The 13,147-nt window shown below is 63.1% G+C and carries 9 protein-coding genes and 3 pseudogenes; 4 read left to right on the forward strand and 8 right to left on the reverse strand.

The window, feature by feature from the left end; genetic code table 11:
• Positions 1-5: 5 nt before the first annotated feature.
• From tssG to tssJ (AAFL97_RS24745), 8 genes and pseudogenes are all read right to left on the reverse strand, one after another.
• Positions 6-1,040 carry a type VI secretion system baseplate subunit TssG gene (gene tssG / locus AAFL97_RS17355; protein ID WP_341645962.1) on the reverse strand — a complete coding sequence of 345 codons (1,035 nt, stop codon included), beginning with the start codon at positions 1,038-1,040 and terminating at the stop codon, positions 6-8.
• On the reverse strand, positions 1,033-2,901 hold the full coding sequence (gene tssF / locus AAFL97_RS17360) for a type VI secretion system baseplate subunit TssF (RefSeq protein WP_341645963.1): 1,869 nt from the start codon (positions 2,899-2,901) through the stop codon (positions 1,033-1,035). Before tssF ends, tssG begins: the two co-directional genes overlap by 8 nt.
• Before the next feature lie 37 nt (positions 2,902-2,938).
• Positions 2,939-6,517, reverse strand: coding sequence for a type VI secretion system membrane subunit TssM (gene tssM, locus AAFL97_RS17365; protein WP_341647191.1), 3,579 nt, complete (start codon positions 6,515-6,517; stop codon positions 2,939-2,941).
• Between the two features lie 23 nt (positions 6,518-6,540).
• Complete coding sequence (gene tssL / locus AAFL97_RS24735; protein WP_445954544.1) at positions 6,541-7,182, reverse strand: type VI secretion system protein TssL, long form; 642 nt, start codon at positions 7,180-7,182, stop codon at positions 6,541-6,543.
• Positions 7,159-7,885, reverse strand: a pseudogene (gene icmH / locus AAFL97_RS24740) (type IVB secretion system protein IcmH/DotU); the annotation flags it as partial. The pseudogene icmH and the gene tssL, both read right to left, overlap by 24 nt.
• Complete coding sequence (tssK, locus tag AAFL97_RS17380; protein WP_341645966.1) at positions 7,882-9,213, reverse strand: type VI secretion system baseplate subunit TssK; 1,332 nt, start codon at positions 9,211-9,213, stop codon at positions 7,882-7,884. The pseudogene icmH and the gene tssK, both read right to left, overlap by 4 nt.
• 54 nt (positions 9,214-9,267) lie before the next feature.
• Positions 9,268-9,573, reverse strand: a pseudogene (gene tssJ / locus AAFL97_RS17385) (type VI secretion system lipoprotein TssJ); the annotation flags it as partial.
• Positions 9,519-9,854 carry a type VI secretion system lipoprotein TssJ gene (gene tssJ / locus AAFL97_RS24745; RefSeq protein WP_445954504.1) on the reverse strand — a complete coding sequence of 112 codons (336 nt, stop codon included), beginning with the start codon at positions 9,852-9,854 and terminating at the stop codon, positions 9,519-9,521. The gene tssJ (AAFL97_RS24745) and the pseudogene tssJ (AAFL97_RS17385), both read right to left, overlap by 55 nt.
• Positions 9,855-10,027: 173 nt before the next feature.
• On the opposite strand from tssJ (AAFL97_RS24745), the pseudogene AAFL97_RS24750 reads away from it, so the two are divergent.
• The 4 genes and pseudogenes from AAFL97_RS24750 to tssC all read left to right on the forward strand — a co-directional run.
• A pseudogene (locus AAFL97_RS24750) lies at positions 10,028-10,267 on the forward strand (type VI secretion system ImpA family N-terminal domain-containing protein); the annotation flags it as partial.
• Positions 10,268-10,667: 400 nt separating this feature from the next.
• A complete protein-coding gene (locus AAFL97_RS17395; RefSeq protein WP_341645968.1) occupies positions 10,668-10,982 on the forward strand; it encodes a hypothetical protein in 315 nt (104 codons plus the stop codon).
• Between the two features lie 53 nt (positions 10,983-11,035).
• Positions 11,036-11,602: a type VI secretion system contractile sheath small subunit gene (gene tssB, locus AAFL97_RS17400; RefSeq protein WP_341645969.1), complete on the forward strand. Its 567-nt coding sequence runs from the start codon at positions 11,036-11,038 to the stop codon at positions 11,600-11,602.
• A 6-nt stretch (positions 11,603-11,608) separates the two neighbouring features.
• Positions 11,609-13,111, forward strand: a complete 1,503-nt coding sequence (tssC, locus tag AAFL97_RS17405; protein ID WP_341645970.1) for a type VI secretion system contractile sheath large subunit — start codon at positions 11,609-11,611, stop codon at positions 13,109-13,111.
• The last annotated feature ends 36 nt before the right edge of the window (positions 13,112-13,147 follow it).

Genomic DNA, 13,147 nt, shown 5'->3' on the forward strand with positions numbered 1-13,147 from the left:
TGACCTCATGCTTGAGAATGGTGTGGGTTGGCCGACTGCAGCTCGCAGTCCAGGATCAGGTCGCCACGATCCACCGCCTGCGCCGACGTGCCGAGCCAGCTCGTCCAGCCCAGGCGGGACTGCCCACCCAGTTGCACGGCAGGAACCTGGTCGGCACGCAGAATCAGGCGGACATCCCAGGCCAGTTCGAACCCGGTGTAATTCCTGACCCAGTCACGCAGTACGCCGTGCCAGTCACCCCCCGGTAGGAAACGTTCATAAGTGGTGAGATCCAGCGGCCCCGCATGAATGCGGAAACGATGAAGACGGTCCGGCACCGCGACGCCGCACACCGCGCCGACGCCGAGGCGCGATGCATCTCCATGGCCGCCCAGCTCGCTGCGATCCTCCGGCGACAGCTCCAGCCAGTTCATGACCCACTCTTCGATTCGGAACGTCCAGCCGAAGAAACTGGCCAGGATCGCGGTCAGGCCCTCAGGGTTGCGTGTCAGCCGTACCAGATGGCCCGCCATATGGTGTCGCGCATGACCCGGCACGCGATCCAGTCCCTCGTTGCACACCTCGCCATAACCAGTGAGACTACCGATGTAGCGGCTGAAGGCGTCGTCGTCAGGGCGATCCAGGCTGGTGGCCGCCTGTGCGCTGGACCATGCCCGATAAAACAGCAGCGCCGCGCGATGCTGGAAAATATCGAAGAAGGCCTGAAGCCCCTCGTCCTTGTCGATATGCACCGCGTTATGCACATACTCGGTCAGGTGCAAGGGTAAGGGGCCGTTCGGGCCGAAAAGGCCGAAGCCCAATTGACCCAGGCGCGGGCGCCCGCAACGATCCTCGTCGTAGCTTGCCAGCGCGGCAGGCGCAAAGCGCATCGACGGCGGCTGGCTGACCCGCAGCACCTCCTCACTCGCGCGCATCGCCCTGCCCAGGCGTGGAGCCTGCGGGTTCCTGGCCTCGAACCAGCGCAGGGCGTTGAACCAATCGACCTCCCAGGGCGATCCTTCGAGCAATTCGCGCAGCGGTACGACAGTCGCATCACGCATCCGGGCGCCCTCCCCAGCGCGGCGGCCAGGCGGCCAGCTTGCCGCGCGTGGTGCTGTGCAGGTTCAACTCGCAGAACATGTTCATCGAAACATGACGCGACAGGAACTGCTCGAGCACGGCACCGAACAAATAGGGGCTCCCGCCAGCAAAAGGCCGCTCGTCGACCGTCACGTCCACCGCGACCCCACGCCCGAAAACCAGCGGGCCGGCGACCGGCAGGCGGCGGTTCACCGCGCGGGCATGGGTTGCAACGATGGATTCCGCATGCCGTGCCACCACCGGATCGGCCAGCGCGGCGTACAAGCCGAGCAATTCACGCAACAATGCCGCGCCACTGCCAGCATCCATGTCCCGCAGCGCAAGGTAGTTGATCGAAAGATGGCTGATCAGCCGCCACGTCATCTCCCGCTCGGCAACCTGTGGGCGGGGACGGGATGGCCCTTTCACGATCGTGGCGCCGCGCAGCGGCAGGCGGGTATCGACACGCAAGGAGGCGCCCGAAGGCAGAAACAACGGCAGATCCCGGTTCGTCAGCAGCATATCGACGGCAATCTGCTCGACATGCTCGGGCCAGGGTGCCTCGCGTGTATCCACCAGCGACACGAATACCTCCGAGCCGCGATAACCCGAGCGGCCGCCATCTCTCCCACCAACTTCCGAAAGTCGGCGCGGCTCACGGCGTGCCGAAAAGAAGGCCTCCGAAGCGCGAGTCGTTTCACCAACGTGCTTGTAGAACGGCGAAAAGGAGCGCACGGCGTTGTTGCTGCGATCAAAGCCATCGATGCCGAACACCTGATAAACCTCATAGTCCAGCGGACGGGTTCGATCCGGCACGATGTGATGCTCGAGCGCCCCCGGATCCACCGGCAAGCGTTTGCCGGAAGACGGAAAGAGGTTGATGATCGGCACACAATTGAGCAGCAGGCAGCGATTGCCCACCACTGGAGCGACCGCCGCAGGATCGCAATCGAGCAGAATGGCGATTTCGAAGCTCTCCGCTTCAAGGCACGACAGCACCGTACCAACACCGCCTATGCTGAAGAACAGGTAGCGCGCCGGAAATGCGAAGTACTCGTGCAACAAGCGGTAGCCCTGGAACACGCGTGCATCCGTCGGCAGCAAGGCTTGTGCTGCATCGAAGCCCTCGGCGCGCAAGGTGTCCGGTGCAGCGAGCAGTTGGGCCCCACTACCGTCAAGCTCGCTGATCACCGCCCCGATCCCGTGCCCCAGCACAGCCTCGTAGAGCAGGCCCGCATCAGGCTCGTCAGCCGCGATATGGAAGCACAGGCGATCCGGCAAGGGCCCGAGCGCGGCCTCGGGACGGGTGAACCTCAAGCGGATGCGCAGCACACCCTTGACTGCCTTCTTTCCGGCCAGGGCGCCGAGCGGCAATCGATCTCCCGGCAGATCGGTTCGCACTTCCAGAATTTCCAGCGGCCACACATCAATGTCGTGCGCCGTCACGAAGCTGCATTCCGTCCGTCCGCCCGCCACGGCATTGGACGTCATGCGCGTGCCGCGCGGCAGTCTTCCGGCACCGCCATCGGCACTGCCGCCATCCAGGCCTGCACCATCGAGGCAGGCGATCGCCATGGCGGGAGTCGGCGCCAGATAGTGCGGATAGACGACTTCGAGCAGACGCTGCGAAAAGCGCGGGAATTCGGCATCGATCTTGACGTGAATCCGGGCGGCGAGGAAAGCGAAGCTCTCCACCAGGCGTTCCACATAAGGATCCGCCACCGTCTCGCCCTGCATGCCGAGGCGACCGGCCACTTTCGGAAACGCAACCGCGAACTCGCCTCCCAGCTCCCGCAGGTAGGCAAGCTCGCGGTTGTAGTAATCCAGAAAGCGCTCGTCCATCACGCTTCCCCCACCGGTGCCGCCGTTCCATATCGGCTCACAGACCCGCGGGACATGCAAACTCCCTCATTTCCTTGAGCGCGAAGGGATTCTTCACGCTGCCGGCCACCACCTCGAAGCTCACCTTGCGTCCGCCAACGTCCAGCGTTGCTTGGAAACGCTCCGGGCTGTTGCCCGGCGCGATACGCGCCTTGTCGAACAAGCGATGCAGTGCCCACGGCCCTTCCAGCACCAGGCCATCGGTGCCTGCGCCCAGCGCCGGCTCCAGTGACAAGCGGACCTGCCCGCTGCCGCGAGTACCCGGCCAGCGCACCGTATGGCCAACCTGCGGGCCATGCTGGTAACGGACCACCTGGCCATCGATGTCGAGCTGCATCTGGGTGATCGTGGCATCCATTTCGAGGGGTTTGATCAGCACCGTAACCGCTGGGGCCCCGCCGCCGCTGCGGAAGAACACATCCTTGATCACCGCCGCACGCTCGAACTGTCCCAGAACGCCACCGTCCCCAAGTCCGCCACGTGCTCCCGGGATCAAGCGCCACGGACTCGCCGAAGTATCCACCACCGCAGCCAGTTCCCGCTGGAAGTAACTGTCGGCGATACCGCCCGGACCGAACATCCTCGCGAAATCCTCGCTCGCCACTTCTCGCGTTGCACCGGGCCTGAAGGGATAGCGGCCTTCGATCGTTTCCCGGCACGCTCGGGTGACCGTACCGACCATCTGCACACTCTTGGCCGCTCGCGCCTCCCGCGCCACCAGCGTGCCGCCCGTGGTAGCCAGCGTTTCGAGCAGGCGCCTGCTCGGCGACGGCAGACGGCCGGCCTCCGCCTTCAGGCGCGCAGGCAAGTCGCTGGAAGGCGGCGGATACCCGCCTGCGCGAGCCGCCTCGACCGAACTCAGCAGCAGATGCAATTCCGACAGCGACTGCAGCGTGCCCGCCAGCGGAGCACCGCTTTCACCACTGCCAACCGAACGCCGCAGAGCCTCGAATCTCCGATCCACGATCAGTTCCGGTTTCTCGTCCGGACCGAGGCGGCTAGGCAAGGCGCTGGGTCCGATCATCCGCGTCACATCGTCCTGTGTCGCACGAGCCGAACGCCTCACCCGCTCCAGCAGCGATGCATCATTCGCGTTGCCACCCGGCGCGGACTTCAGCAAGGTCGTCTCCTCGACCACCGCCTTCATCAGCCTTGCCAGCGGCGAATCCACCGACGACAAGCCCTTGACCAGTTCGGCCGCCTCCGCCAGCGAACGCGGCGCAATCAGGTCGATATCGTCGATGAATCGCTCCCACGCCGCCACGTAGTCCCGCATGTACAGCCGCTTGACTTCCAGCGCCAGTTCGCCGGTTGCAATCGCCTGGGCCTGCTCGCGCGCCGAAACGTCGGAGCTGCCCAGCACCCAGGAGTCATCACGCCCGACATACCGCACGACGTTATCCACTTCCGGCGCGAACAGCTCGTGATAGCCGCGATAGGTATACAAGGCGCTGACGCCATCCGTGAGCGGCTGACCACTCGAGCGCTTGAAGACGGCCGGCGCACTCGGGCCGACGACGGCACCGATGGAAAAATCCGGCAGGTTGTTATGCTCGAGCGCCCTCACCAGTCTGCGGTACGTGCGCTGTGCAAACGAAAACTGCGTCAACCTGGCACGGGTCGCATCCACCAGGGTGTTATCGACCGGCTTGGACGCCTGCATGCCGCCGATCCCGATCAGCGCCTCGGTGTGGCGCTCGAGTGCATCGCGCTCCTGGCGTGCCGCGCCAGCCGGCATGTTGTAGTCCCAGTCGGCCAGTACGAAAGCCTTGAACGCCTCTCCATCGAAACGCGCCCGTTCGTGCAGCATCAGATAGGCCTTCAGAATCTCATACGAAAATTCCAGATCCTCCACCGCCACGGTCCGCAGCAGCCACTCCAGACGAGCCTCGATCGCCGGCGCGAGCCGGGTGCGCAGCAGATTCTCGTAAAGAGGCCGCGATCCCGCCATCAGCTTGTCGCCCTGATACAGCCCGAAAGTCCATGCCCGCATTGGATCGGCCGCACGGAAATGCACGCTGTCCGACACGGTTTCCGCTTCGGTCAGCGGCGCGAGCAGGGGGTATACATTTCCATCGACCATCGGCGGCAGTTCATCCAGCTTGCGCGCCAGCCGATCCACCTTGCCGTCGACCTCGGTCAGATAGGTCTCGTTGTTGCGATAGCTGGTCACCCAGGCAGTCACCCCGCCTACGAGCAACAGCGCGCTCACTGCGTAAGCAGCCAGATGCAGCATGCGGACACGCCGATCCGCACTGCTGTTGTGCCCGACCAGATGCGCCTCGGCAAACACGACCTTGGCCAGCAACTCGTTGAGGAAATAGCTTTTCGCGGTGCCGCGCTGCAGCGCAGGTGCGCGTACCCCTTGCGGTGCATCCATCGCGCGGATGACGCGATCGAGCGGCGTGCCCTCCTGCGTCGCGCTGGTGAAGTACATGCCCCGCAGCAAGGGCGCGGAAGAAAAGCGCGAATCGGCAAACAACTGCGCGCCGACTTCCCGCAAGGCCTCGCACAGCAAAGCGAATTGCTGCGGAAAGGAATGGATCAGCGCGCGTCGCGCCAGCTCCGGCTCGGACAACAGGACATCCGGGAGCCCGGCATGGATGCGCTGACGCAGCAGCGCCAGTTCGCGCTCGACCCCATCGTCGGCATAACCGTTTCCGCCATCAGGCGTCCAAGGCAGAGTGAAACCCCATACTTGCTCCCGTCCGGCACGGTCGAGCGATGCGAAGTACTCGTCGAAGCCGGACAGCAAGTCGCACTTGTTGATCAGCAGATAAACCGGGAAACGGACCCCCAGATCCTCCCGCAATTCATCGAGCCGGTGGCGCAGGGTTTCGGCATGGCGGCGGCGCTCTTCGGGAGTGCTGTCGAGCAGTTCGGTGACGGAGACCGTCAGCAGCACGCCGTTGATCGGCTGCAGGCTGCGGCTCTTGCGCAACAGCCCCATGAAGCCGCGCCATTCCGCACGGTCTCCTTCGGCGTCGCTGTCGTGGGTGGTATAGCGGCCGGCGGTGTCGATCAGCACCGCCTGATTGGTGAACCACCAGTCGCAATTCCGCGTGCCGCCAACTCCTTTGACTGCGCCCTTGCCAAGCGACTTCGCCAACGGGAAATCCAGCCCGGAATTCAGCAGCGCGGTCGTCTTGCCCGCGCCCGGCGCACCGATGATGATGTACCACGGCAGCTCGTAGAGATAGCGGCCTCTCGAAAACAGCCTCGTCAGGCCGCGCGCGCCCGTGCCGAAACGCGCACGGCGCAGTATTTCGAGCGCTTCGCCGAAGCGCGAGCGCAGCAGTTTGACCTCTTCGGTTTCGCCGCCACGCGAGTTCGTCTGCAGCAGCTCACGCAGGCGCTCCGTTACCCCGGCATTGGCCGAGCCACGGCGCCAGCGGCGCCACAACGCACGCACCAGCAGAAAAACCGCCAGTGCAGCAATCGTCCACAGCCTCGCGCCGACCGACACCAGCGGCCTGCTGTCGCCGATCGCGAACAGCGGCCCGACGAACCAGATCAGCACGGCGATGATCAGAAAGCCGACACAAACCCAGAAGGCACGCGAAAACAGCGTGTCCATCACACGCCGCAGGAAGGACGAGATCATTGCCGGACCTCCCTCGTCTGCCGAGCTGCCGACGGATTCAACTGACGCAGGATTTCGTCCCCGGACAGCATCAGCGTAATCTCGACACGCCTGTTGCGTGCCCGCCCTTCGGCGGTATCGTTCCCGGCCACCGGCTCCGCTTCTCCCCGTCCTTCGGCCCGCACACGGTCATGGCGCTGCATCTGTCCCGACACCAACGCGGCAACGGCACGCGCACGTGCTTCCGAAAGATGCCAGTTCGAGGGGAAGCGCGCACTACGCATCGGCACGCTGTCGGTATAACCGGTTACCACCACGCTACCGTCGATTTCATCGAGGCCATGCGCGATACGGTTGAGCACGCCAAGGTAATTTGCACGGATTTCGGCACTACCCGAATCGAACAAGCCATCGCCCTTCAGGACGATGATGCTTCGATCGGAAAGATCGCGCACTTCCAGCAGCCCGGCACGCATCTCGGGCTCGAGGAAGCGCCGCAGGCGCGGCTCCACCGGACGAGGCCTCTGTTCGACGACCACCGGGCTGGGCGGCTCGAGCGACACCAGGCGACGGAAGACCTTGTCGGACTCCGGTCCCAGCGAAAAGCTCAGCGAAACGTAGATCGCAAAGGCAATCAGCGCGCAGGAAGCCGCCACCACCCAGGGCGGAATCATTCGCCAGGCCTCGCGCTTGGTCTCCTCGCCTCGCCAGTGTGACGACAACCGCCCTTCGTAGCCGCTACGCGCGGTATTGAGCAATGTCGCGATGCGCCGCTTGAGAATCTCCAACTGGGCATGGCCGTTCTCGGCGATGCGGAACTTGCCCTCGAAACCGAGCATGTTGCAGTAATACAGCAGTTCGATCAGTTGACGATGGCGCTCCGGATACTGCGCCAACCGCGCAAGCAGTTGATAATACTTTTCACCTCCCCAGGTTTCATTGTGGAAGGTCACCAACAGGCTGTGGCGTGCCCACACGCCGTTGCCACCCCACGGCGTCTGCCCCGCAGCCTCATCGAGCGCGGTACAGGCAATAGCGAGCCCCGACGATTTCATCGCGCGACACGTTCGCCGCGAGGGCCTGCTCTTCAAAAAAACGGATCTCGTCGATCAACGAACTGCGCAGATCCGCCGGGTCACCGATCGCGCTCGTCATACGAATGCGCGGAATCAGATTCAGCAGCCGTGTCGCGGCCTTGACGAGCGGGTTGTCGCTGCAGGACGGCAAGGGCTGCAGAGCCTCCTTCTTCGGCGGCACCCGCGCACCGTCCGCCTGCCCGCCAGCCTCACCGTTCAAACCCGCAAGCAGATCGAATCCCGCCATGTGTCCCGACATGGCATTTACCCCTGATCCCTGATTCATCGTCTGATCGCCCAGCACTCGAGTTCAAGCTGAGGGAAATCCCCGGCGATGTGGATCGCGACGCCCGCACTGCGATCCATCTCGTGCCACAGCTCATGGTGACTATCCAGCTCGAAATACTGATACCCCGCGTGATACGGCAGCTCGCGCGGCGCAACCGGCAGGGGTTTGAGTTTGACGCCGGGCAGGTGCAGATTCACCAGATCACGGATTTTCTCGACTGGCCCGATCTTGACCTGGGTCGGGAACTGGGATTGCAACTGTTCAGGCGACAGATTGGACTGGGCGGCCAGCACGAAGGATGCGGTCCGCAGCAATTGTCGGTCGGGCACCATCGCCATGCGAATGCCATACTTGCGCTCTTCGAGGTCGATGCGGATGGCCGCCTGGTTCATTACGACCGTCAGTGCCTGTCTGAGATCGATCATGACCGGAGCGAACGTCGCCTGCAGGTCATCATGCTGATAGGGCGGATACACCTTGGCTCGCCGATGGCTCGAGAATACCGCCAGTTCGCCGACCAGCGCCAACAGCTCGGAATACAGCCGTTCGGGATGGACAACCTGGCGATGCTCCAGATGCTGCAACACCGGCAACCAGTGGTTTACCAGTTTGAGCAGCAGAAAATCCGCAACATCCGACACGCCTCCGCGTCCACCGCCGGACATTCGCTCGACCAACGCATCGGCACGCTGCCCCAGCAAACCCGCGAGCTCGCGCAAGTAGCCGCTGAGCACGACGCTCCCCTTGCAGGAAAGCACCGGCGGAACATAACCGCCATCCAGGATCAGGCGTTGATTCGCCTGACGTTCCCTCACCCTCACGACACCGAGCGAACGCCAGCCGGCAGGCACGTCCTGCTGCAGAAACAAACGCAGCCGCAGTTCCCCCAATTGCACTTCCGCCGGGACCGAACCGATCGCATTGACGTCCCGCACCTCTTCCGCGGTGCTGATCCAGCGCGCCGCACTCCGCCGGTCTTCCTCGAAGATGACGCTATTCAAACCGCTTCGCGGCGTCGGCAGCGCCAAGCACACCAAGGCATCTCTAGCCTCGGCCGGCACATCCAGCGACAGCCCGCCGGGGCAGTCTCCAGGAATCGAAAACGGCGTGCCATCCGGCATCACACCCCGCGTCGACTTGAGCACCACGCTGCCAAGCGAAAACGCATCCTCGTCGAACTCGAGCGAATGAAAGCCCCAACACAGCTCATCCGCGTAGGCGATCCGCCGCTGGACGAATGATTCGAGATAACGCTCCTGCTGCTGGAAATGCTGAGGCCGCAGGAACATGCCCTCCGACCAGACAACCTTGCGCTCACCGCTCATGCAAATTCCCCACAGCCCGCCTGCATGCGGTCTCGACGCTCAACGTTCGGCACTTCATCGCCCCACTTCGTCAATTGCAACGCTTCTTTCACCCACGACGACGCGATATCGCCGCTCCGGTGAAGTCTCGGAAGACCACAAACGCCCCGCGCGATGCGGCGGCGGCACCGAAGCCAGCGAGCGCCACGAACTCCCCTGCAGGTCGCGGTAGGCAGCAGCCACGCCCAAGAACTGGGTCCCCAGTTCGGTACGGCGGCGCATCACCCGGACCTCGCCAGGCATCAGCACGAACTCGTGTATCTCGATCACCTCCGCGTGCCGTGCACTCTCCATCTCGCCCAACAGGGTGAAGAAATCGGCCGACTGGAAAAAGTTCGCCCCGAGAGCTCATAGATCCTCAGGAGCACGGGCGACGGACGCCCTTGTTCGGTCGGGTTGAGCGATTCCGAGGCTGCAATCGAGATCTCCACGGGAACAGGCAATTCCTGCCTGGCCGGCAACGAGCAGCCACCCACCGACAAAGCAGCGGCCAAGCCCACCCACCCCGCCATCACACAAGCACGCACCATGAAAAAACATGCCCCTGACAATTCATGCAATGACTTCAGCAAGATGCAAAATATAGCATACTTGACAAGCATAACCTCTGTAGGTAACACTCATCAAGCAATCCATCGCCCCCTAATGCCTTGAAGATCAAGAATAAATGCCATCAGCACCATCCTTGTTCTCCACCTTGATGGCCGAATCACCGACGCTTGCAGGCGGTCCATGCGGGCCTGACCTCGAATACGCGCCGCGCTTCCTCGACTTCATGACGAGTGCAAAAGGCAAGGAAGAACAGCAACTCGGTGACGCCATCATTCCTGCTCAGGCGCCCGACTGGCGCAGTGTTCTGAAATCCGGCATGGCGCTCGCAGACGAGACCCGCGACCTGAGAATCGCGGTCGTCTTGACGCATGCGGCCACCCAGATCCATGGCTTGCGCGGCCTTGCCGACGGCTTGGCGCTGATTCTCGATTGGCTCTCGGCGCACTGGGAGGCACTGCATCCGGCACTCACGCTGGATGGCGAGTACGACCCCTTGATGAGGACGAACGCCCTGTCCTACTTGTACGCGCCCCACGGCTGCCTCAGTGCAGTCAGGCAAGCTCGCCTGCTGGAGAGCCGCGTGGGCGTCCTGCATGTCGGTGATGCGGAGAACATCATCAAAGGACGTACCGTCGGCAACGCTGCAGTGGTCACCACACCCGAGCAACTGGCCCGCCTGATCGCCGACGAACGCGAACGTAATGCGGAAACGTTCGCATCGCTGAGCGAAGCCGCCACACTATTGCAAAAGATCGAGTCACTCTGGAAAAGCAGGCTGGAGGCCGAGTACTGGCCAGAATTCGACGGCTTGCGGGGATCTTCTGGACCGGCTCGCCGATCTGGCCACTCCCCCAATCCAAGGCATGGTCGCCGGCTCGCAGCCGCACGACGCCGACGCGGAACCAGCCTCGCGGCAGAGCACGTACCCGGCAGTCCGTCAGGCCGGCTTGCCTGCCCCGGTCCTGCCCGACGCCGTGGCCAACCGACGCGATGCATTCCGCGCCTTGGCGCTTGCCCGCCAGTACTTCGAACACAACGAACCTTCCCATCCTGCGCCGCTCCTGATCCAGCGCATCGAAAAGCTCGAAGGCCTCAGTTTTGCGGAAATCATCTCCGAGCTGACCCCCGACGGGCTCGGCCAGCTCAGACAGATCGCAGGCGAACAAATCTCCACCTGACTTGAAACATCCGCACCCCGATCCATCCACCTGACCAAGCAAGGAGTCCTGAATTGGCAACCCGAAACGACGTACCGAAGGGCAAAAGTGGCCAGAAATTCATTGCCCGCAATCGCGCACCGCGCGTCCAGATCGAATACGACGTCGAGTTGTACGGCTCGGACAAGAAGGTGCAATTGCCTTTCGTCATGGGCGTCATGGCCGATCTGTCCGGAAAACCCGCCGAACCTCTGCCGCCGGTTGCCGAACGCAAGTTCCTCGAGATCGACATCGACAATTTCGATGAACGCATGAAGGCCGTAAAACCACGAGTGGCATTCACGGTACCCAACACGCTTACCGGGGAAGGCGAACTGCCTGTCGACATGAGCTTCGACAGCATCGACGAATTCAGCCCCGGTGCGATCGCCGACAAGGTCGAGCCCTTGCGCCACCTGCTCGAAGCCCGCACCCAGCTCAACAACCTGCTCAGCTACATGGATGGCAAGAGCGGCGCGGAAAATCTGTTGGCCGAGGTCCTGCGCGACCCAAGCATCCTCAAGGCCCTGGCATCGCAGCCCAAAGCCGGCGAGACCCGGCAGCAGGGTGAAACTCCCAGCACCCCCAACCAGGAGGTCTGACCCGACATGAATACACAATCGTCACAGCTCGCCGAGTCCGCCCTTGCAACGACCGAAGGCTCGGAGTTCGCCGGCCTGCTGGCAAAGGAATTCAAGCCCCGAACCGACGAACAGCGCAGTGCGGTCGAATCCGCCGTACGCACGCTCGCAGAACAGGCGCTCGAATCCAGCCTCAACTTTTCCGGCGACGCCTACCGGTCGATCCAGGCCATCATCGGTGAAATCGACCGCAAGCTCTCCGAGCAGATCGAGCACATCATCCACCACCCCGACTTCCAGCAGGTGGAATCGACCTGGCGCGGCCTCCACTACCTGGTGAACAACACCGAATCGGACGAGATGCTGAAGATTCGGGTCATGAACCTGTCGAAGAAAGACCTGCATCGCACCCTGCGCCGGCACAAGGGCGTCGGCTGGGACCAGAGCCCGATCTTCCGCCGCATCTACGAAGAAGAATACGGCCAACTGGGCGGCGCCCCCTACGCCTGCCTCGTCGGCGACTATTACTTCGACCACACCGCCCCCGACGTCGAACTGCTCGGCGAAATGGCCAAGATCGCCGCAGCCGCACACTGCCCCTTCATCGGCGGCGCCGACCCAGGCGTCATGCAGATGAACTCCTGGCAGGAATTGGCCAATCCGCGCGATCTGACCAAGATCTTCGAGAACACCGAATACGCGCCATGGCGCAGCCTGCGCGACTCGGACGACTCGCGCTACATCGGCCTCGCCATGCCCCGCTTCCTTGGCCGCCTGCCCTATGGCGCCCAGACCAATCCGGTCGACGATTTCGATTTCGAGGAAAGCACCAACGGCACCGACCATCACCGCTACCTGTGGGTCAACGCCGCCTATGCCATGGCCGTCAACGTCAATCGGAGCTTCAAGCACTACGGCTGGGCAACCTCCATTCGCGGTGTCGAATCCGGCGGCGTCGTCGAAGGGCTGCCTTGCCACACCTTCCCCACCGACGATGGCGGCGTGGACATGAAGTGTCCCACCGAAATCGCCATCTCGGACCGGCGTGAAGCCGAACTTGCCAAGAACGGCTTCATGCCGCTGATCCACCGCAAGAACACCGACACGGCCGCCTTCATCGGTGCACAGAGCCTCCAGAAACCCACCGAATATCACGACCCGGACGCGAGCGCCAACGCCCAATTGGCCGCGCGCCTCCCCTACCTCTTCGCTTGCTGCCGCTTCGCCCACTATCTCAAGTGCATCGTGCGGGACAAGATCGGTAGCTTCAAGGAACGCGACGACGTCGAGCGCTGGCTCAACGACTGGATCATGAACTACGTCGACGGCGACCCGGCCAACTCCAGCCAGGAGACCAAGGCCCGCAAGCCGCTTGCTGCCGCGGAAGTCGTCGTCGAAGAAATCGCGGACAACCCCGGTTACTACTCGGCCAAATTCTTCTTGCGTCCCCACTACCAGCTCGAGGGCCTGACCATGAGCCTTCGTCTGGTTTCCAAGTTGCCGTCGGTCAAGGAAGGCGCCGCATCCTGACGGTGAAACCACTTGTTTTTTCAACACATAGGAAGG

Source organism: Thauera sp. SDU_THAU2 (assembly GCF_038260575.1).
GTDB lineage: Bacteria > Pseudomonadota > Gammaproteobacteria > Burkholderiales > Rhodocyclaceae > Thauera.